At 33.6% G+C, this 21,485-nt stretch carries 22 protein-coding genes; 10 read left to right on the plus strand and 12 right to left on the minus strand.

Annotated features, from left to right (window positions below; translation table 11 throughout):
• Nucleotides 1–60 precede the first annotated feature (60 nt).
• The 5 genes from QQS39_RS09870 (at nt 61) to QQS39_RS09890 (ending at nt 5,357) form a co-directional block, all read left to right on the plus strand.
• Nucleotides 61–684, plus strand: coding sequence for an FMN-dependent NADH-azoreductase (locus tag QQS39_RS09870; protein WP_285804426.1), 624 nt, complete (start codon nt 61–63; stop codon nt 682–684).
• A gap of 355 nt (nt 685–1,039) precedes the next feature.
• Complete coding sequence (locus tag QQS39_RS09875) at nt 1,040–1,588, plus strand: fimbrial protein (RefSeq protein ID WP_285804427.1); 549 nt, start codon at nt 1,040–1,042, stop codon at nt 1,586–1,588.
• Between the two features lie 124 nt (nt 1,589–1,712).
• Nucleotides 1,713–2,414: a fimbrial biogenesis chaperone gene (locus QQS39_RS09880; RefSeq protein ID WP_285804428.1), complete on the plus strand. Its 702-nt coding sequence runs from the start codon at nt 1,713–1,715 to the stop codon at nt 2,412–2,414.
• Complete coding sequence (locus QQS39_RS09885) at nt 2,404–4,773, plus strand: fimbria/pilus outer membrane usher protein (protein WP_285804429.1); 2,370 nt, start codon at nt 2,404–2,406, stop codon at nt 4,771–4,773. The genes QQS39_RS09880 and QQS39_RS09885 overlap by 11 nt, the downstream gene beginning before the upstream one ends.
• Nucleotides 4,764–5,357, plus strand: coding sequence for a fimbrial protein (locus QQS39_RS09890; protein ID WP_285804430.1), 594 nt, complete (start codon nt 4,764–4,766; stop codon nt 5,355–5,357). Before QQS39_RS09885 ends, QQS39_RS09890 begins: the two co-directional genes overlap by 10 nt.
• A 99-nt stretch (nt 5,358–5,456) precedes the next feature.
• Here QQS39_RS09890 and QQS39_RS09895 read toward each other — a convergent pair whose 3' ends face one another.
• From QQS39_RS09895 to QQS39_RS09905, 3 genes are read right to left on the minus strand one after another with little or no spacing between them, the layout of a single operon-like run.
• Nucleotides 5,457–5,789 (minus strand): YdbL family probable chaperone protein, encoded by a 333-nt coding sequence (locus QQS39_RS09895; protein ID WP_151435233.1) that lies wholly within the window; start codon nt 5,787–5,789, stop codon nt 5,457–5,459.
• Between the two features lie 10 nt (nt 5,790–5,799).
• Nucleotides 5,800–6,006: a YnbE family lipoprotein gene (locus tag QQS39_RS09900; RefSeq protein ID WP_100159376.1), complete on the minus strand. Its 207-nt coding sequence runs from the start codon at nt 6,004–6,006 to the stop codon at nt 5,800–5,802.
• Nucleotides 6,003–8,639, minus strand: coding sequence for a YdbH family protein (locus QQS39_RS09905; protein WP_285804431.1), 2,637 nt, complete (start codon nt 8,637–8,639; stop codon nt 6,003–6,005). Before QQS39_RS09905 ends, QQS39_RS09900 begins: the two co-directional genes overlap by 4 nt.
• Before the next feature lie 150 nt (nt 8,640–8,789).
• On the opposite strand from QQS39_RS09905, the gene QQS39_RS09910 reads away from it, so the two are divergent.
• Entirely contained in the window at nt 8,790–9,788 is a 999-nt protein-coding gene (locus QQS39_RS09910) for a 2-hydroxyacid dehydrogenase (protein ID WP_151435235.1), read from the plus strand.
• 87 nt (nt 9,789–9,875) lie between these two features.
• On the opposite strand, the gene QQS39_RS09915 is transcribed toward QQS39_RS09910, so the two are convergent.
• From QQS39_RS09915 to QQS39_RS09925, 3 genes are all read right to left on the minus strand, one after another.
• Nucleotides 9,876–11,474 carry a methyl-accepting chemotaxis protein gene (locus QQS39_RS09915; protein ID WP_285804432.1) on the minus strand — a complete coding sequence of 533 codons (1,599 nt, stop codon included), beginning with the start codon at nt 11,472–11,474 and terminating at the stop codon, nt 9,876–9,878.
• Nucleotides 11,475–11,994: 520 nt separating this feature from the next.
• On the minus strand, nt 11,995–12,423 hold the full coding sequence (locus QQS39_RS09920; RefSeq protein ID WP_349497263.1) for an NUDIX hydrolase: 429 nt from the start codon (nt 12,421–12,423) through the stop codon (nt 11,995–11,997).
• Nucleotides 12,424–12,536: 113 nt separating this feature from the next.
• A complete protein-coding gene (locus QQS39_RS09925) occupies nt 12,537–13,157 on the minus strand; it encodes a TetR family transcriptional regulator (RefSeq protein ID WP_285804433.1) in 621 nt (206 codons plus the stop codon).
• A gap of 90 nt (nt 13,158–13,247) precedes the next feature.
• On the opposite strand from QQS39_RS09925, the gene QQS39_RS09930 reads away from it, so the two are divergent.
• From QQS39_RS09930 to fetB, 4 genes are all read left to right on the plus strand, one after another.
• Nucleotides 13,248–14,162, plus strand: a complete 915-nt coding sequence (locus QQS39_RS09930) for a helix-turn-helix domain-containing protein (RefSeq protein ID WP_285804434.1) — start codon at nt 13,248–13,250, stop codon at nt 14,160–14,162.
• Nucleotides 14,163–14,344: 182 nt separating this feature from the next.
• On the plus strand, nt 14,345–15,265 hold the full coding sequence (locus QQS39_RS09935) for an alpha/beta hydrolase family protein (RefSeq protein WP_285804435.1): 921 nt from the start codon (nt 14,345–14,347) through the stop codon (nt 15,263–15,265).
• A gap of 144 nt (nt 15,266–15,409) precedes the next feature.
• Nucleotides 15,410–16,060, plus strand: a complete 651-nt coding sequence (gene fetA / locus QQS39_RS09940; protein WP_285804436.1) for an iron efflux ABC transporter ATP-binding subunit FetA — start codon at nt 15,410–15,412, stop codon at nt 16,058–16,060.
• Nucleotides 16,061–16,110: 50 nt separating this feature from the next.
• A complete protein-coding gene (gene fetB, locus QQS39_RS09945) occupies nt 16,111–16,890 on the plus strand; it encodes an iron efflux ABC transporter permease subunit FetB (protein WP_285804437.1) in 780 nt (259 codons plus the stop codon).
• Between the two features lie 91 nt (nt 16,891–16,981).
• Here the strand turns inward: fetB and QQS39_RS09950 are convergent, their stop codons facing one another.
• From QQS39_RS09950 to QQS39_RS09975, 6 genes are all read right to left on the minus strand, one after another.
• Nucleotides 16,982–17,713 carry a DNA/RNA non-specific endonuclease gene (locus QQS39_RS09950; protein ID WP_285805891.1) on the minus strand — a complete coding sequence of 244 codons (732 nt, stop codon included), beginning with the start codon at nt 17,711–17,713 and terminating at the stop codon, nt 16,982–16,984.
• A 523-nt stretch (nt 17,714–18,236) separates the two neighbouring features.
• Nucleotides 18,237–18,713, minus strand: coding sequence for a DUF6392 family protein (locus QQS39_RS09955; RefSeq protein WP_285804438.1), 477 nt, complete (start codon nt 18,711–18,713; stop codon nt 18,237–18,239).
• 58 nt (nt 18,714–18,771) lie between these two features.
• Nucleotides 18,772–19,215, minus strand: a complete 444-nt coding sequence (ycgN, locus tag QQS39_RS09960) for a cysteine cluster protein YcgN (RefSeq protein ID WP_198623624.1) — start codon at nt 19,213–19,215, stop codon at nt 18,772–18,774.
• Between the two features lie 36 nt (nt 19,216–19,251).
• Nucleotides 19,252–19,908, minus strand: a complete 657-nt coding sequence (locus tag QQS39_RS09965) for a fumarylacetoacetate hydrolase family protein (RefSeq protein ID WP_100159367.1) — start codon at nt 19,906–19,908, stop codon at nt 19,252–19,254.
• A gap of 53 nt (nt 19,909–19,961) precedes the next feature.
• Nucleotides 19,962–21,089, minus strand: coding sequence for a lytic murein transglycosylase (locus QQS39_RS09970; protein WP_285804439.1), 1,128 nt, complete (start codon nt 21,087–21,089; stop codon nt 19,962–19,964).
• A gap of 24 nt (nt 21,090–21,113) precedes the next feature.
• On the minus strand, nt 21,114–21,401 hold the full coding sequence (locus tag QQS39_RS09975) for a YcgL domain-containing protein (RefSeq protein WP_069369136.1): 288 nt from the start codon (nt 21,399–21,401) through the stop codon (nt 21,114–21,116).
• Nucleotides 21,402–21,485 lie beyond the last annotated feature (84 nt).

Below are 21,485 nucleotides of genomic sequence, written 5' to 3' on the forward strand. Positions count from 1 at the left end.
AAACTACGATTAACTAATAAATTTAAATAAATAGAACACTTTATAGACCACGAGAAAATAATGAAAAAGATCCTTGTACTGAAATCTAGCATTTTAGATAGCTATTCACACAGTAATAAAATGACCGATTACTTAATTGAAAATTGGCAAAGTAATCATAAAGATGACTTAATTACAGTGCGTGATCTTGCTAAAGATCCTGTACCTGCTTTAGATCAAGCTACGCTATTTGCGTTTGGTAAAGAGACAGCAATGTTATCGGATGAACAAAAAACAGCCCGAGCATTATCAGATGAATTAATCCGTGAATTAAAAGCTCACGATGTGATAGTCATTGCTGCACCAATGTATAACTTTTCAGTTTCGGCCCAATTAAAGCACTATATTGATTTTATTGCTCGTGCGGGTGAAACATTTACATATACTGAAGCGGGTGCTATTGGCTTACTTGAAAATAAACAAGCAGTTGTATTAACCAGTCGTGGTGGTGTTCATAAAGATCAGCCATCTGATCTTATTGTTCCATTCCTAACACAGTTTTTAGCTTTTATCGGTATCAATGACGTACAGTTTATTATGGCTGAAGGTACAGCATATGGTGAAGAATACGCACAGCAATCTCACCTGCAAGCACAAAAAGAAATTGATGCTATCGTTAATAAAAGAAGCATTATAGTAAAATAATAATTAGTATTTCTCTTTAAAAGCACCTCACTCTGGTGCTTTTTTTATATCTATATTTACCCGCACTATTTTCATATCAATTCTTCTTTTATAAAAAACACGCTATTAATTTATAATTAAAACACCTTGATAGAGAAAAACACCAAAATTAATCAAACTTTCGAATCAATAGCTAAATAAAAATTATTTTTATAGCCATTTTTTATTATTTATTTTTTGATTCATATTAATGATAAATATATCAATAAAAAATCAATTTGATTTATAAAAAGCAAATTAATAACATTTAATTGTTTCAATTAATATAGAAACAATTAAATAATTTTATTAATTCAATAAATAAATGGAATTTTAAATGAAAAAGAATTTACTCTCCATACTCATTTTATCTACAGCTTTTTTATCCACACAATCAAATGCAGTTGAATATACAGAGAAAAACGTAGGCACAATTACAATTAATGGTTCTGTTACAGCGGCCCCTACTTGCCAATTACAAGATATACAACCTGTTGAATTACCGCCAGTCCAAGCAAGTCATTTTGGCGATGACCATATAGCAAAAACAGATGCCCAACCGCTTGTCATTCAATTTTCCAATTGTAATGAGAGTCTTGCTAATATTCAGTTAAAAATCCCAAAACAAACAAAAAAATTATTAAAAAATCAAGCAGACAATGGCAGCAATGTTGATATTGCCATTTTTGATGCAGATAAAAATATTATTGAATTAAGTAATGAAAGACCTAAAGCATTTAATTTAAATATTGATAAAGATGCTAAGACTGCAGATTTTTTATTTGAAGTGAATTATATGAAACCAAATGGATTAGATGCAACTCCAGGTTTAGTAAGATCTAGCTTATCATTTGATGTTATTTATAGTGATGTTGCTGTAGATTAAGATCTTAAAAATCAACAAAGCTGGTATTCCAGCTTTGTTTTTTATTTCTATTTCTATTTCTATTTTTAACTTTTAACTTTTAACTTTTAACTTTTAACTTTTAAATTATTAGACTTAAATAAAAATGATTAAAAAAATAAAACTGACTATATTATCTATATTTACACTTTTTCCTATTTATGGTCATACATCAATAGAAATAAATAAAGATAAATTTATTTTTATTGAAAGTAAAAATCAAGAAGTCATTGAAATAAAAAACAATACAAATAGCGATTACTTTATACAGAGTTGGATTTCACATTATGATGAAAGTAATAATACTGACTTACCATTTATGATCACCCCACCACTCTTTAAAATAGAAAAAGACGAAACCTACTTTTTAAAGATCTTTAAGACTGAAGAAATAGAAAAAAAAGAACAGGAAACACTATATAAAATAAATATAAAAAGAATACCTTCATTATCAGATCAAGATGATAATACAAACTTATTACATATTTCAATGAATTCTATTTATAACTTAATATATAGACCTATATCAATAGAAAAAAATGCAGCAGATGCATATAAAAAAATAGAGTTTTTAAAAAATAAAAATGATGAGTTTATTGTAAATAATCCTACTCCATATTTTATTACTTTACTTAAAGTTAATTCTGATGGTGTTGTATTTATTGAAAAGAATAAAACCATACCACCATTTAAAAAATACAATACAAAAAAAATAATCAAAAAACAGGGGTTGATTAAATGGAAAACAATCGACCAATATGGCGTTGAAATAAATGCAACAGATAAGGCGATAATAAATGAAGATTAAACTAAAAAAAAGAGAGCTTACTTTATTTATTTTGATAATTGCTTTTAACAATAATGCCATCGCTAAAAATAATACTCTTTCTCTTTATTCCCATTCATTTTCTAATGTTAGTGATGAAACTATTAAACTTCTTCTTGAAAATAAAAAACCTGAAGGGTTCTATCATTCTATTATTCATATTAATAATAGAAAAAAAATGGTAAAACTTCTATATTATAAAAATGTAGAAAATAAATTAACGCCCTCTCTTTTTGTTAAGGATTTAATATCTCTTGGTATTGATACCGATTTTTATACCATCAATAAAGCAATCCCAGAGCCTATGCTTTTAAGCGATTGCTCAATTGATTTTAAATACCAATTTTCCAATCAAAAGTTAAACTTGATTATTCCTCAAAAAGCATTAATAAAAAAAACAGATTATGTAATCAATGAACAAGACTGGGATGACGGAATTACCGCATTATTCACTCAATATTCCTATTGGATTAAATATCATCAGAAAAAATTACCTGAGCAAAAACTTAATTTACACTCAGGTATTAATATAGGTGCTTGGCGTGTACGTAGCCAAAGTGGATTTAATTGGAGGAAAGATAGCCATCAATCTAAGCTTTCATCAATTTATGCATATCGACAAATTAATTCTTTTTCTTCTCTTTTTTATGGAGGTAAGTTTTCACCCACAACACGAATATTATCAAATGATAAAATAGTTGGCTTTCAATTAATATCCAATAATTTAATTGCAAACAATACACTTTACACTAATAGACCTGTTATTGAAGGTATTGCAGATACTCACGCTAACGTTATCATAAAACAAGATGATAAAATCATCTATGAAACAACGGTTCCGCCCGGCCCTTTTCTTTTAAATTCATTACCTTCAATAGGAAGTGAAAAACTCACTTTGGAAATCAAAGAAACAGATGGAAGAGTAAAAGTTTCGACACACTACTTTACATCATTACCGAATCAATTAAATAAAGGAAATTATCAATATAATATTATATCGGGTACATTAACTAACTATCATAATAATAAAAAACCTCTTTTCCTTTTAGGTGAATTTTCATATGGGCTTAGTCAAAAAATCACATCTTACAGTGCCATAAGAAAACGTGATAACAAACATAACTATTTATTAGGGCTATCTTTAGACTTAGGTCTATTAGGCGGTTTAGCGACAGACATTAATTATGAGAAAAATAACAATGATAAAATTAAATATCAATTTCGTTATCAAAAAAACATGCCGATAACACAAACTTACTTTACTTCTAGAGTATCCTTTTATCATTATTTAGATAATTTTTTATTAGAAAATAGGATAAAAAAAGATCACTCATTCTCTTTATCTAAAAATATTAATAAAATAGGTTATATATCATTACACTACAATGATAAATTATATGATAACTCATCTAAAACATATGAAATTGGAACATCATTTTCATCTTCAATAAATAAAATAAACTATAATTTAAAATATGATTTTAAAAAAGAAAAAAGATTTTCAGATCATTATTTTTCATTTAACTTTCAGATCCCGATAGGAAGCAATGCACATCATCATTGGATGAATAATCAAACAAATTATCAAGTAAATAATAAACGTTATTCAAACAATACAAACATTGGTGGTACATTACTGAATAATAATTTAGGATATTCAGTAAGCTATCAGCATACACATCATCCTAAAAGAAAATTTGATCAATTTTCTGTTCATACTCGCTATCAAAATAATTATCAATCTTACCTTTTCTCTGGAAATAAATCAGAAAATAATTACAATTTCAATCTTTCAGTCAATGGTGCATTATTACTTCATTCAGAAGGAATTACACTAACCCCTCGTTTAAGTAAGACCTTTGCATTAGTGAGTACACAAGGCATTACTGGTATTAAAACATCATTTTCACCCAATTTAGAAACAGATATCTTTGGTAACTTAATTTTAAATAATATTACGCCTTATCGAATAAATAACATTAAACTCAATGCTACAACACTTCCTCAATCCGCTGAGAGCGAATATTATAATAAAAATATTATTCCTACCTTAGGCGCAATATCTAAAATTACTTTTCCAATAAAAATTGGCTATCGTATTCTTTTTAAGTCAATAACCCCCCTTCCTTTTGCGTCAAAAGTTACCGTGCTAGATAAAGAGAATAATATTATTTCTCAAGGATTAGTGACAGAAAATAATATTATTTTTCTTTCTGCCATTCCTGACAATGGGTTAATCAAAGTAAAATGGGGAGAAGATAAACAGTGTCAATTTAATTATAATTTGAGTTCCGATGAAACGAAAAAAAACCTGATAAAAAAAGAAGTTAATTGTCTTTAAGTAAAAATAAAGTATTAGATATGAAAAACAAAATACATTTCGTCTATTTAATTATAACTTTGCTCTATTCATCATTCTCATTTTCATCAATGCCAAGACGTGGTGATCACTATATTCCACAAAGCTGTGATATAGATTATATTTATGAAAATACAAGTGATAGATTTTCTATTAACGGAAATGACTTTTTATCGTATGAAGCAGGTGAATTAGCAAGCACAGATCCTCATATTATTCTTATTTCTATCAAAGATTGTTCTAAAAGTTACGGTGATGTTCGCTTAAAAATTGAAAATACCAGTATTGATCATATAACGGGTTATTTAAAAAATACGATTAATGACAATAATGCAAGCAGTAATATTGCTTTTCAATTATTGTACAATGTGGAAGAAAGACCTATAAATCTCAATAAAGAGAGTGAGTTCACTGAAAAACTGATTGATGGAGAGGCTGAGTTTTATTTTTTAGTTAACTATGTAAAAAAGGATAATATGCCACCAGCATCGGGCTATATAGAATCAAACATTCATTTTATTATGACAATAAATGATGATATTGTTGTTTTTAATGAGTACGATTAATTAATAAGAAAAAAAAAGAAAAAAAGCACGATAAATAATGATAATAAATCGTGCTTTTACAATAAATAAAATGGAATTAACTATCTACTTAAGATTGAGCTACTTCTTTACCCATTTCCCATTGATCCCTTTAACAAATTCACCTTCGTTAGCTCTCGCCACTAATTTTTCACCCGCTAGGCGAGCAACAGATTCTGGTGTCACTTGATTAGTCTTAGCAATTTCAGCGTATTTTGCTTTTCTTGCTTGATTTATTTCATCTGCAAGTTGCTGCGCTTGCTTGTTATTAGTTTGCACAAGCTCAATATAACCACTAAAGGTTTCTCCTACCAATCCTTGTGATCTTGCTTCATCAAGCGTTAATGCTATGGCATTTGCACTACCTAAAGTTATCATTAGCGCAAAACTTAAGAGATATTTTTTATAATTCATCATTTATCCTTTAAAAAATGGCGCTGTTATTTTTTAACAGATCTTCTACTTGGCGATCTATTTTTACATTAATTTCATGTTCAATTTTTACATTCATATTAATGTTAATGGGCTTATCCGGCGTGGCGACTTCTAACCGAATACATCCTGTTAATGCTGATATTCCCATCATCAAAGCTGTTAGTAAGAATAGTTTTCTTAAGAATAATGGTTTCACTCTGACTCACTCCCTAAATCTGATAAGCTCTTTTCTAACCACTCTTCCAATTGTGAACCAAATCGTAAACTTCGCCATAATTGGAAGACATTTTCTTCATGTCGATAATTTAAATTAACTTTTCGACGTTTATCTTCTAGAGGATTCGTTCCATTAATTTCTGCCTCTAGCACTAACTCACCTAAATTACTTAAATTAACGCGCGTCCAAGAACGGCTGATCTCTAAATAGCGCAACCATGCCATAGCAACGCCTGCAGACATATTATTTTCATCAATAGAATCTACAAAATCCTTATCAAGTCTTAACGTTAAATAAGATGAATTAGCCAGCCAACCATCTTTAATAATCCATTGGTTATTATTAATAAAAAATGGAAATTCACCGCTCACTTTACCTGATGCCGCAAACTGCGTCACTTTTAACAAAGTAAAAAGATGACTTAATTGAATGTTATCAAGAGAAATAATCGCTGCATCATGTTGTGGAATGGTGAGTTTTGCCAATGAAATGGTTCCATCAAGCATGGCTACATTCACATTAGATAAAACTAACGGTTTATTTTCTGTTGCAGGATAAAAACCTTGAAGATCAGCCGTAATATCCGTCATATCAAAAAGATTGTTAACACGCTTTATCCGTAACTGGACAGGCTGTTTAACGCCTAATTGCCACTCGTTGCCATTTAAACGCCAAGGCAAAATAAAATCTAAACCTTCTAAAACACCATCTTTAAGCCACATTCCACCTTGTTTAACAACAAGATGCCCTCCTGCTATTAATCCTTGTTCTGGTGCAACAGAAAAGTCAGCTTGTGTATAGAGTTCACCTTTATCAAGAGTTATTCCTAAATCTTCTGGCAAGAGCGATTGAAAAACATTAATAGGTTGTGAAGGCCAACGCATTTGCCCTCTTAATCTTGCGCCATCCCAACGCGTATTTATTGCAATAGGTCCTATATTGGGTTTAGCACTTAATTCGCCTTTTAGATTAAAATTAAAAGGTGATTCACCTCGAATAGTGGCAATAAAATCAGTCTTATCTAAAAAACCACCAGCAGGAAAATCAATACGTTGACTAGTTAATTTTATTTTTCCCCCAAATGCTGGTTTTTTCTCATCTCTTATCCATTGAAACGGGCTTTCTAAAGATAATCGAGGTGCAGTCATCGTAGTATGTTGATATTTTAAAACATCAAAACCTGTATTGAGTTTTTCAAAACTCACCACTTTATCAGCCCAATAGCCCGTTCCTGCGATATCCCAACGTGCTTTTAAAGGCAATAAATCTCCGTCCCCCCAATAGCGCCATTGCCAAGTCCCATTATCAGGTAAAAAATCAACTGCCTTACCTTGAAAATGAATACGGTAATCTCCCCAAATAGTATCTTGAGCAACGACTATCGCATTTAAACGACCATTAAAACCTTTTGATGAAAGTGTGGTTCCCGCTAAAGGTAAACGAGCATCTGTGATGGTAAGCGTTTCAGTGAGTGGTCCTTTAAAACGAAATAAAGAGCCAGATTGAAATTCAACAGTAGGATCTGTCAACATGCCTGTGACTTTAACAGGTAATTGCGCACTGGCTTGCATTAATTCTTTATTAACAATACCCGTGATTTGAATAGGAATTTGAGCATCTAACCAATTTACTGCGGTTTCAGGGATCGATATTACTAAATTTCCTTTCCCCGCTTTGCCTTCTGTCATCACGTTTAATCGTGCTGTTAATCTTAAGTCAGTCAATCCTTTTTGCCATTGGGTAATATTAATATTTACACCGCCTCGCAAAGGTTGATCTAATCCAAACCATTCCCAACGACCTTGCTCAATGGCAATAGTTTCAGATGTAACAGTCCACGGTAATAAAGCCAACGCGTGACCACCTCCTTGCTCTGCAACTGAAATAGTGCCAGATTGTCCTATCCATTCAAGAATAAACACTAAAGGGTGAGCATAATGAGAAGTTAATAATGTTGCATTAACTGAACCCTTTTCAGGTAATGATGCTATATCTAGAGGAAGTGCTATTTCAGCAGCAAGTTCAATATTATTATCATCAGGTAAATTCACTTTAAACTGTTTAATATCAAGCCACTGATTATCTCTAATAAAAATACCAAGTTGAGCATTTTTTCCTTGGTAAGAGATAAATCGTCCATTGTTTTGTGTTTTTAGCTGTAATGTACCTTGGTAGCGAGCATTTTCTTTTAAGACCACATTGTCAATATTGACTGATAGATGAGGTATTGAAGCCAGTAGTGAATTTATCTCAAGAGGAACGGTTGCCGTTTCTTCTTGCTTACTGACAGGCATCATTGAAAAACATTTTTCATCAATGGCAAGTTGCTGGCTATTAAATTGCAGCTTATCAAGCTGTTCTTTTTGATAGGAGAAAACAAAGTTATCAAGAGACGCTAAAGTGCAACTCGCTGTTTTTAATTCGATGTTTTCAATTGAAACACCCATACGCTGTAACTTAGGCTGTGATAAAGAAAGTATTACACCTTCAGGTAAGTAATAATGAGCAACAACAGGTAGCCAACGAGGAATAGATACCCATAAAGCAGTGCCTATTAGACCAGTGCCTAATAGTATCGTCCCTGTCCATTTGATTGTTTTTCTTAACAACACATCATATTCCTTTTAAACAAACCTGAATTATCCACTTACCTCGTCAAATTGTTTTATAATAATAGTATTAATTTCTTTCTTCTTGGGGTTGGATAATTCTTGTTTTTCCAGCCTCTGAATAAAAATTTAATCTAGAGCCGAGAAAACTGGATGAAAATCGTTTCCTATAGTACTAAACATTATGATCGTAAGCACATGGAATGGGTCAATCAACATAATGGATATCATTATGATATTGAATATTTCGATTTTAATTTAACAAAACAAACCGCAAAAAATGCCGTTGGCGCTGATGCTGTCTGTATTTTCGTCAATGACGATGCAAACCGTGCAGTTTTGCAAGAGCTTGCTAGCCTTAATATACGCATTCTCGCATTACGCTGCGCGGGCTTTAATAATGTTGATTTAGAAGCTGCTGCTGAATTAGGCATAACGGTTGTCCGTGTTCCTGCTTACTCGCCAGAGGCTATTGCCGAGCATACTGTTGGTATGATGCTGTCGCTTAATCGTCGTATACACAGAGCTTATCAACGTACTCGTGATGCTAACTTCTCATTAGAAGGCTTAACTGGCTTTAATATGCATAATCGCACTGCCGGTATTATTGGTACAGGTAAAATAGGATTAGCGACATTACGCATATTAAAAGGCTTTGGCATGAAGTTACTTGCTTATGATCCTTATCCAAATCAAGCCGTACTTGATTTAGGTGCCGAATATGTTGATTTGGCGACAATTTATGCAAATTCTGATGTAATTTCATTACATTGCCCATTAACAGCAAATAATCATTATCTATTAAATGAAGCTGCTTTTTCGCAAATGAAAGATGGTGTGATGATTATTAACACCAGCCGTGGTGCATTAATTGACTCTGCAGCTGCAATTAATGCGTTGAAGCAAGGTAAAATTGGTGCGCTGGGAATGGACGTTTATGAAAATGAACGCGATCTTTTCTTTGAAGATAAATCAAATGACGTTATTCAAGATGATATTTTCCGTCGTCTTTCTTCTTGTCATAACGTGTTGTTTACTGGGCATCAAGCATTCTTAACAGAAGAAGCCTTAATCAGTATTAGTGAAACAACCCTGCACAACATTCAAGAGATTGCTTCAGGCAATGAGTGCGTTAATCAGATCAAAGCTTAATTCTAGGCATTAAGAGCAAATATCATAAAAAGCCCCCTTCGCCAGATTAGCCAAGGGGGCTTCTTTTATTTATCGTTGATACAACACTTATTTTTCTTGAGTATCAATAGCTGCTGTTGATTTCGTTGAATCGAAACGTGAGAGGGTTTCGTTCTCTTCATCTACTTTAAATTGTGAAACCAATTTAGCTAATTGATGAGCTTCATCATCCATATTTGCTGTAATAGCTGCTGATTCTTCAACCAATGCTGCATTTTGCTGAGTCACGGTGTCCATTTCACTGACAGCTAATGCGATTTGGTTAATCCCCATGCTTTGTTCATTAGAAGCAAGGGCAATCTGTTGCATGAAATCATTTACCTGATTAATAGTTGTAACGATCTCTGACATCGAACGTCCAGCTTGAGCAACCTGTTGCGAACCTACATGCACTTTATTAACAGAGTGCGTAATCAAGTCATTGATCTCTTTTGCGGCTTCAGCACTACGACTCGCTAAATTACGCACTTCAGACGCAACAACGGTAAATCCTCTACCTTGCTCACCCGCTCTTGCCGCTTCAACAGCCGCATTCAATGACAAAATATTCGTTTGATTGGCAATACTGTTAATAATGTCATTGATATCTGCAATTTTTTTCGCACTTTCAGAAATTGAAGACATGGTTTCGACCACGCTATCCATCACATTTTCGCCATTTTGAGCAGATGCCGTTGCTGTTAGCGCTAATTTGCTGGCCTCGCGCGAGTTATCCGCATTTTTCTCAACCGTTGTTTTAATTTGCTCCATGCTCGCAACAGTTTCTTGTAATGCGCTCGCCTGTTCCTCAGTACGGGAAGATAAATCGGTATTTCCTGTCGCGATTTCGCTCGCACTAACACTGATAGTATTAACGGCATTTTTTACGGAAGAGATCATATGGCTTAATGAATTTTTCATCTTATTCATTTCATTGAATAACTGACCAAATTCATTAGTACCGTGATTATCTACACGCATACTTAAATCGCCTTGGCTCATCTTACTAAAGATATTGATTAAGATTTTAATATTGCCAATAAACGTATGAGAGAACCAACGTAATATGAAGATAAATAAGAGAATAACGATAGTGCCAGTAGAGATCGACACTAACATCAAGCGTTCTTGGGATGTTTTTGCAATATCGATATAGCTATTCTCAATGCCATTAGCAACAGCATAATATTGCATAGTAATATCATTTAGCTCATCCATTTTAACACTGGCAGAGTGTGTTGTTAGCTCACCTTTACGCAGTCTATCTAGTGCGCCAGTGAAGATATCCAGCAGTTCATCAAACCGCTTTGTCATATCATCGGCCAATTCTCGCCCTTCTTGGGTGAGTTTTTCCGTATCTGACCAACGATGGATCTCTTCACGCGTTATTTCAATATATTCCGCAGTTTGGTGAAAGTATTTTGCTGAGGGTTTTTCATTAACGCGTAATTGTCCATCTAACCCATTAATATTTGCCCTGATCACCGCCATTTGATATCGCGCTTTACCCATAAGTAGCATTTGCTGACTTAGGCTATTTGATGAAACGAAATTATTGTAGGATCGAGTGGAAGCATCATAACTAAAATAAATAATGCTCATAATCAACGCAAATAAAATGGCCAGCATGACCTTAACGGTCTTTTCTATACTGATATTTTTAAACATGGTCATATTCCATCAAAATATACAGAGTTTGTTATCTGTACATTTGTAAGATATCAGAATGCACTCTTTCTCTGATAAAGAGCATATTCCCTGGTGTCAATAAAATAAGGCTAAGATTTATTCATTAGAATATAAAGGCACGTAGGATCTACCTTTGTTTATAATGTCGGTAATAATGAGGGAAAACTTTAGAGTGTAGTGAAAACCATTTTTCATTTATGAAATAAACGATTGTTTTAGCCACCAAGATACAAATTAACTATATAATATCCCGCAATGAAGGTGATTTTACTCAGAAAAAGATAATTTATTAATTATTTTTTAGTTTTTGTGATTTTATTTATACATTTTCACCTTAAGTTTTAATAGGTATGTTTACCTATTAACATTAATTTATTTAATTTTAAGATTAATTTATAGTGAGTTTTAAAAATATTTTATTTCCAATAAAAATAAAGCAGTTTCCAAAAACTGCTTTTATTGTTTATTTATTATGAGTAATTTAGCTTTATTAAGAAATTTAAATAATTTTTTCTATTAATAGTTTTTCGGTTAGTTCAATAAGTCTTATCACATTTAATGGTGTTTCTATTTTTTTAACTTCTTCCAAAGAAAACCATTGGAAAGATTTATTTGTTAATTGGCTATTTTTTAACGGTTTACAAAGATAAATCATATCGATGTGATAATGAAATCCTTGTTTTTTATCGTGGATGGGTTCTTTTAAAATGGCGAGAGGTTTTACAAGCTCAATAACATCATTGTTATTTAGGTTAAGGCTAAATTCAGGTTGATAGCAAAGGCACTCACACAGTAAACCTGTTTCTTCTTCTATTTCTCTTAATACGGCATTTTGTGGCTCTTCATTTTCTTCTATATGACCACCTGGTGGTAACCAACAACCTATTTTAGAATGTAAATGGAGAAGGAATTTACCCTGCTCATGAATACAATGCCCGTTGCGGTGAAATGACTTTTAGGCATTTCTATTGCCATAATATTCTGATCCTTTACTTTATTTATTTTTATCCAATGTACATCACATCTATCATGACTTTTGTGCTATTTATAGTCTTTGGCACTTATTGACGATTGTTTTATTCCCATTAAAAAATCAGAAAATATCTTTTTAAAATCCTTACAAGCATTTTCAGGTAATGTCGCTTCATTTTTTAAATTAATCGCAATATGCGTGACAAATCCATAAACTAAATTCACAACAATATCAGGAGAATAAGTACAAATTTCTTGTTTATCATAAAGAGTATCTACACATTTTCTAATTCTAGGGATAAGAATTTGTGAATCAATTTCATCCCATTCCTTCCAACCCAGAACAGAAATTATTTCTTGTAAGGGAATAAGCTTATCTTTATGTTGATAAATATGATCAACACAGAGACTAAAAATAGCTTCTAGCTCTTGCCACTGATCATCATAAGTAGGAATTTGAACCAGTTTTTCGACAACTTTATCAACCTGAAAAAGATAGCACTCTTTTAATAGCGCTTTCTTATTACTAAAGTGGTGATAAAAAGCCCCCTTGGTTACTCTTGCATGACGTGATATTTCATCAACGGAAACATCACAATAGTTCTGATTTATAAATAGTTCTTGTGCCGCTTCACGTAACGCAGCGCGTGTTTGCTCTGAATTCTCTTGTTGCCGTGATTTTATTTTCATGATAAAACCCTTAAAACATACCATAAGTATGTAATAATATATGGGTATCAGTTTTGTGTAAACTGAACAAAATATTTTCAGGAAATTATCATGTCATCTCAGTACAATGGGCTTATCCCCTCCAATACCTTATCCTCATTTAATATAGAAATTATCAAAGAACTCCTTCTCTGGATTGAGGTAAATCTGGAAAAACCGTTGTTACTTGATGATGTGGCAATTAAATCCGGTTATACAAAGTGGCACTTACAACGTGTATTTAAGCAAGCAACAGGGTTAACACTGGCTTCGTATATTCGAGGAAGACGCTTAACAAAAGCGGCAACAGAATTACGTTTAACTAAATTACCCATTCTGACTGTGGCACTGCGTTATCAGTTTGACTCTCAGCAATCATTTACTCGTCGTTTTAAAGCCACATTTGGTGTAACACCTACGGAATATCGTAAACTTGATAATCTTTGTGGTGATAACTTTCAGCCCCCTATCAATTTTGATGTTGTTGATTTGCCTATTCCTAAAATTATGGAATTACCTGAAAGTTATGTTTATGGGATGCAATATCAATATTTTTGCTCTATCGAAGATATCGGCAAATTACATGAAGATATTCGTCACCAATTTTGGAATGATTTTTTACTGTATACGGATAAAAACTTTACGGAAAGTACGGTGCTTATCTCATACCAACCCAATACATTACGTAAAAATAAAATCCAGATTGACTATGAAATTGGACTAAATAGCTTAGATCATTTTACAAAAACCAGTAGTTTTAGAAAAAGAATGATTGAGGCAGGACGTTATGTCAGATTCCAATTTAAAGGAACGCTGGAAGAATATAAGCAATTTGCAATGAAAATTTATTTTTATACGCTACCTGCATTAGGTTTATGCCGCCGCTCAGGGGCTGATATTGAAAGATATGTCAGTATAGAAACGGATGTCGATTTAATGGAATTACCAAAAACTTTAGAAATTGATTATTTCGTTCCCATTCATTAATGATCCTAAAATAGCCTGAGTTTTCAGGCTATTTTATTCAGTGTAGATTAATTTTATCGCAATTATCTGTACGATAAATTTTTCATCGCTTGTTTCTGTACAATAACTCACTAAATTAGCTGTTTACTTATTATTAAAATAAAATTTCTTATTACCTCCCTACAAAAACAAATCAGGTGATCATGCGCATTTCACGTCTATTTTTACTCTTTATTATTTTGCTTCCTTCTTTTGCAAGTTATGCAGAAATATCGACACATCTACTCCCACGAAAAGATGGTAGTGAAATTAGCTATTACTTGGATAAACGAGCTGAAAAAAATCAAACTCTATTAGTGTTAATGCAAGGCTCTGACTGTAACAGCATTAAAAATAATATGTTTATCCAAGAAACTTTTGGTCAATGGTTACCAAATAGTGATGTTTTAATGGTGGAAAAATATGGCATTACTGCCCTCTTACCTTATTCACAATATGAAGGTGAACGTGTTGATTGCCCTGAAAGCTATAAACGTCATGATAATCCCAAGCAACGAACCGAAGACTATGAGGCGGTGTTAGATAAATTATCCTCACAGTATCCGAATATTATTTTAATTGGTGGCAGTGAAGGTGCCACGATGGTGCATTTAGTGGTCACTAAGCGTAATGATATTAAAGCTGCTATTGCGCTAAATGGCGGGGGTCGTTTTTTTCTTGATGATGTTCTTTATAATATCCGTCATACCACACCGAAAGAACATGTTGAAGATGCTCTAAATGGCTTTCAGCAATTTGCTGACGCAATAAAAAATAATCAAATAGATGATGAACAATTTATAAGCGAACACAGTAAAATATGGTGGCAGCAATTTTTTACTATCGATTTACTTAAAATCATTAAAAGTAATCACCACACCCCTGTATTAATTATTCAGACACTTAATGACACCAATGTAAATGTCGATGCATTTTATCAGCTAAGCCAAGATATCAATCAGCCTAATGTGAAATTCATTAAATACAATAAGTTAGATCACGGATTTTATAATGAGCAAGGCGAGCGTTTAACGAATGAAATAATCCATGATATACAGCATTGGTACTCTCAATATGCGAAATAATTTTATCTTTTTTATTGGCTCGCATTCTTATTATCCTATACTTAAATAGTAATAAATTTGCTTACTAACTGATTTAAAGCAGGATCTTTATATCGTTAATTCTGTATAATAATTATTATTCACTCTTTTAAGTTTGGGATAAGAATGGAAAGCACGACTGCACTTTTACGTCTTGATAAAATAAGTTATCGAGTCGATAGCAAAACCATCCTTGATGATATCAATTTTGAACTTCAACCTTCTGAATTTAAACTTATCACAGGGCCTTCAGGTTGTGGTAAAAGTACCTTACTCAAAATTATTGCTTCTCTATTGTCACCGACTAAGGGTTCAATTTTCTTTGAAAATAAAGATTATTTGACACTGTCGCCCGAAGAATATCGTCAACAAGTTTCTTATTGCACTCAAACACCAATGTTATTTGGTGAAACTGTTTACGATAACCTTAAATTTCCTTATTTCTTACGAAAACTCTCAGTGGATGATAAGAAATTGATACATGATTTGGATTATTTTTGTTTACCAGAATCCATTATGAAAAAAGGAATTAATGAACTTTCTGGCGGTGAAAAACAGCGTATTTCACTGATAAGAAATCTGCAATTTATGCCAAAAATCTTATTACTTGATGAGATAACAAGTGCATTAGATGAAGATAATAAAACAAAAGTGAATGATGTTATTCATCATTATGTTAAAGATCAAAACATTGCCGTGTTGTGGGTTACTCACGATCAAAATGAAATAAAACATGCTGATGATGTGATCGTATTACCTTCTCACAATAATGCCTGACCTTTTATTTCTTTATCAGTCACCCTTTTGTTATGAGCGAACATAATACTATGAACGAACATACGATAAGCAATGAATCTCTGATTTTCTCGCTTTTATTAGTTCTCGTGGCTATTTTTATTAGTCGCAAAGAAAAACTAGCTTTAGAAAAAGATATTATTTGGAGTACAGCAAGAGCCATTGTTCAACTATTAATTGTTGGCTATGTCTTGACCTATATTTTCCATGTTGACCATTTTATTCTCACCTTCTTAATGGTGTTATTTATCTGCTATAACGCAGCTCATAATGCCAAAAAGCGGAGTAAATACGTTAAAGATATTTTTCTGATCTCTTTTACTGCTATTACAACTGGGGCATTATTAACTTTAACTATTTTATTACTCACCAGTTCCATTGCTTTTACGCCAATTCAAATTATTCCTATTACGGGGATGATTGCCGGTAATGCAATGATAGCAACCGGGCTTTGTTATAATAATTTGGGTCAACGTTTTCAAAATCAACAACAGCAATTGCAAGAGATGCTAAGCCTTGGTGCAACACCTAAATTGGCCTCAATGAGTATTATTCGAGATAGCATTAAATCTTCATTGATCCCAACCGTTGATGCAGCAAAAACAGTGGGTATTGTGAGTTTACCAGGCATGATGTCAGGGCTTATTTTTGCCGGTGTTGATCCACTACAAGCTGTTAAATATCAAATTATGGTGACTTTTATGTTGATGGCAACAGCCAGCATCTCAACCATTATTGCTTGCTATTTAACCTATAAGAAGTTTTTTAATCAGCGCCACCAGCTTATTAATTTTGAAAACCCCCAGCTATAGCGATTTAACTTATAGCGATTTAACTATGTTGATAAAGGTCACTCAATTGAGTGACCTTTTTTATTACTGACTAAGAAACCAGTTTAAAATCTTATTTTAATACCGTACATCCCATTTTTTTGACTAACTCACCAGATTGCAATTTCACATCTTGAGCACTTTCAGGTAGCTGACTCCAGAGTGTTAAACCTGTACGAGCTTCCACTTCTGCCGCTGTTACTTGGAATTCACAGAAATTTGCTTTTTTCGGTGTTTGTTGATCCATAATAAACGCTGCATAAGAGGCGTTTTCTGGTGAATCATTTAGAAAAATCACTTTAAAATAAGCACTTGGAATTATGTGTTCTTTATCTGTATTTGGCAATTTACCCATATCTCTTTCATAGATAGGACCTGTAACTGTAAAGACTTTATGCCCCTCATTTGCCAAATTACGTTCTTGATCTTCTAATCGCACCCACGCACCTTGGTTTAAATCTGCTTTTTGTGGGGTGATATTAGAAAGATAGTTAAGCGCATTCCAACCAGGTAATGCAGCTAATGAAGCTAAAGGTGCTTGATGACCACGGTCAACTTTTAATGTGGCATTGGCATTTTTGTAATCCGTTGGCGATAAGGTTTCATCATTGCCTAAAGCCGGATCTTTTTTCCAGTTACGCGCTTTACCACTGCCAATGCTGTCTTTAGTCACTAAATAAGCCACCCAGTCTGCAAACTTGGTTTCGCTATTATTATTTAATGTATAAACATCGCGTTGAATACTGGTTTCACTGCCGCCTAATGGACAACCAATACCACAGTTTTCATCATTCATTGCACGCATTGAAGTATCACGCGCAACAGCAGATGGTTGAGTAACAAGATCAGGTTCTACTGTCACCTCTGGATTGGCATAGCTAGCTGAAACCATAAGCAGTGATAAAACAATTGGGATAATACGTTTCATATAAAATTCCTTTTTATAAAATGAAGAAACAAAAAAACTCGCCGAAGCGAGTTTTAATGTTTTAGATAAGAGAAAATCCATTCTTCTCTTTTTTAATGAATTCTGGTAATAAACGATAAAAAACGCATCAATTTAATATTGATGTACTTTTTAATAACTGAATATGACTCAAAATTTTGCTACAAAATATGGCGGGAGTTTTCACAGCGCTAGAATGCAAAAAACCCCGCATAAGCGAGGCATTTATTCATCTAGTTGGTGAAATTCAAATCTCCCACCATGGAAATAATCATGTCCTATATTTCCCATTGCGTCAATAATTTTTCTTGAAAATATTTTTTGATAAAAACTTTTTCTCTTATTAGCATTAAATCAGGAACTTTTTATTATTAATATAATATCAACCTGTATAGTTAACATCCCATCGTTTTTCTAAACTTTCGCGTAATTCAAAGGTAAGCGAAATCACCACATTCTCACCAACGTAAGGATATCTGGCGATAAAAATAACCTGATTATTATTGGGTAATTCAAAGACTTCTGCTTCACCTAAATGAAGTGACATCACAATTTTCTTTTTAGCAAAGCGGATCGGTTTTCCATAATGAGCATGTAGCCACTCTTGTGTCATTAATGGCTGTAATCCGAAAGGAAGTGCATGGGGAAAATGAAATTGATTTGTTTTTTTATCAAATAGCGTCAGTGTAATTTCACTTAAACCAACACCATACGGCTCAAAATATAAGTGAAGAGATTCTTTTTTCATCGCCAAACTACCATTTTTGGGTTTGGACTTATAAGGAATTAAATTTTTATCGTAAACATCTTGATATTTCTTTCCTAATTGAGCAATCAGCCCAGCAATATCTATTGTCATGACTTAGATCCCTTAACAAAAAGCGCCTATAAAGGCGCTTTTTAATGAAAATAAGAAATTAACCACGTCCTTTGGGACGATTAAGAATATGATCTTCCCAATCTTCAACTTCCGTTTCTGGCACCGCAATATATCTTACAGAAATATTGCCTTGGTGCATTTTTGCTTTATTACCCGCAATAAGTGGATGCCAATTTTGTAACGTTTTGCCTTCTGCTAACAGGCGATATGCACACGTCATTGGTAGCCACTCAAATGTCGGTAAATTATACCGTGTAAGCTTGATACAATCTGGCTCATAACGGAAACGATCTTCGTAATTACTGCATTGGCAAGTTTTAATATTTAGCTGATTACAAGCGACATTGGTAAAATATATCTCATCAGTATCATCATCCATTAACTTGTGTAAACAACACTGCCCACACCCGTCACAGAGCGATTCCCACTCATCATCACTCATTTCATCTAATGTTTTAGTCTGCCAAAAAGCCTGTGTCATCTCTACGTTATTACCTTATTGCTCATCTAATACGAATTAAATAACCCGCGTTGTCAGCTGATGCTCATTAACACTTAATACCAACATATCACCTGATTCTAGAGGACCAACACCTTCAGGTGTCCCCGTTAAAATCACATCACCAGGACGTAGGGTAAAAAAGCGAGACATATAGCTGATCAGGGGTAAAACAGGAGTTAGCATATCACGACTGTTACCCTGCTGACGAATCTCGTCATTAACACGTAACATTAAATCCGCATTTTGCGGGTCGCCAAATGAATTGACCGGGATAAAACCTGATAATGGCGCAGAGCCATCAAATGCTTTACTTTTTTCCCATGGTTGCCCTGCTTTTTTCAATTTACCTTGTAAATCACGTAATGTGAGATCAAGACCAAGACCGAAACCCGCAATTGCACGATCAACTCTATCTTCATTAGCTTGCTTAAGTGGCTGACCAATAAGTACTGCTAATTCAATCTCGTGATGAACCGCTCCCATATCTTTAGGGATAGCAATAGGTTGGCGAATATCACACATAGCTGTTTCTGGTTTGATAAAAATCACAGGCTCTTCGGATCGAACGGACCCCATCTCTTTAATGTGATTAGCATAGTTACTCCCAACACAAATCACTTTATTGACAGGAAAATCAAGTAACGCACCTTCCCAATCACGATGTTGATACATAATGTGTTCCTTTTAGGTAAATTGCTGTGTTTTATTTCACTGTAAAAATGCAATTAGCTCGCGTTAGGCAGTGAATTTATTTTATTAGCAACGCCATCAGCCATTGTGACAATGCTGAGAGCAAAAAAGTAAGAGCTGTTCCAATGCATAATCGTACGGAAGTTCTGTGTTACTAAATAGCTTCTGTGCAAATCATCATCAGGAATAATTAACCATACCGGCATATCATCGTTCAATTGGCTATTGACTGGTAATTTAACACCCAATGCTTTCCATTGAGCGACCGTTTTTTTCTGTTCGGTCTTAATGCCTTCAAGCTGTTGGTTAAAATCTACCGATAAAGTAACCTGTTCTCCCCAAGGAAGTCCACTTCTCCAACCTTCAGTCGCTAAATAGTTAGCTGCCGAAGCAAATGCGTCTTCTTGAGTATTCCAAATATCGATTTTCCCATCGCCATTGCCATCTGCGGCATAAGTTAGGAAGGAAGATGGCATAAACTGAGTTTGTCCCATAGCGCCCGCCCAAGAGCCTTTGAGGCGTTGTCCTTGAGGGATGTGCCCTTCTTCAATAATCTCTAATGCTGCCATTAATTGACGCGCAAAGAGTTCTTCTCGACGCCCTTCAAACGCAAGCGTTGCAAGTGCAGAGACAACATCTTCTTTGCCTTGCACCTTACCAAAGCCACTCTCAAGTCCCCATAACGCAACAATATAGTTTGCAGGTACACCATATTTGTTGCTGATTTGTTCTAGAGTATCTTGATTCTCTTGGTAAAGCTTAGCACCTTGGTTTAAACGGCCATTGGTAACAATGCGTGGTAAATAAACATCGAGTGTTATTTTCTTTTCCGGTTGATTACGGTCTGATTTAATAACTCGTTCAATAAAATGTGCTTCTGAAAAAGCAAAATCTATTGTTTCTTGTTTATATCCCAATTGAGCTGCTTTTAACTTTAATGCGTCAACATAAGCAGGAAATTGTGCAGAAGTACGAGTTTCTTTAGGAAATGCTTGTTCTAACGATGCAACATTCACTTGCTTCCATCGAGGTGTTTTTTGTGTTTCAACTGCCGTTGCCTCTGGTGCAGTAATTTGCCTTTCAGCCAACTTTTGTTGTCCATTTGTACACGCAGATAACATTAAACCGGAAACAATCACAGCGATGAATGAATATTTGAACATTTATGCTCCTTTTATCTCGATGATTTATTCAGTTTTTTCTGATTTTTTTAATTCATCTAAATAAGCATTTAACATACTTTCGACAGGTGGCGGAACTTGTAAGTAAAAACCCTGCTCAACTAATGCTTTTTTGACTTTTTCAATGTCAGCATGCGCTAAACGCTGTCTATCCGCGAGATTAAGCAACATTGAAAACTGTGGTTCGCCAAAACTTTGTAATAATTCGTCCGGAATTCGAGAGAAATCATCCTTTTTTTCGATGTATAAATAAGTTTGATCACGTTTGGTACTACGGTAAATTGCACAAATCATTTTCATTAAACTCTAATTATTAAAATAAGCGACTTGCCTGAATATTTTAGTAAATATAACATGCTTATATACTTTCGTAATATC

Origin of the sequence: Proteus appendicitidis (genome assembly GCF_030271835.1) — a bacterium.
GTDB lineage: Bacteria > Pseudomonadota > Gammaproteobacteria > Enterobacterales > Enterobacteriaceae > Proteus > Proteus appendicitidis.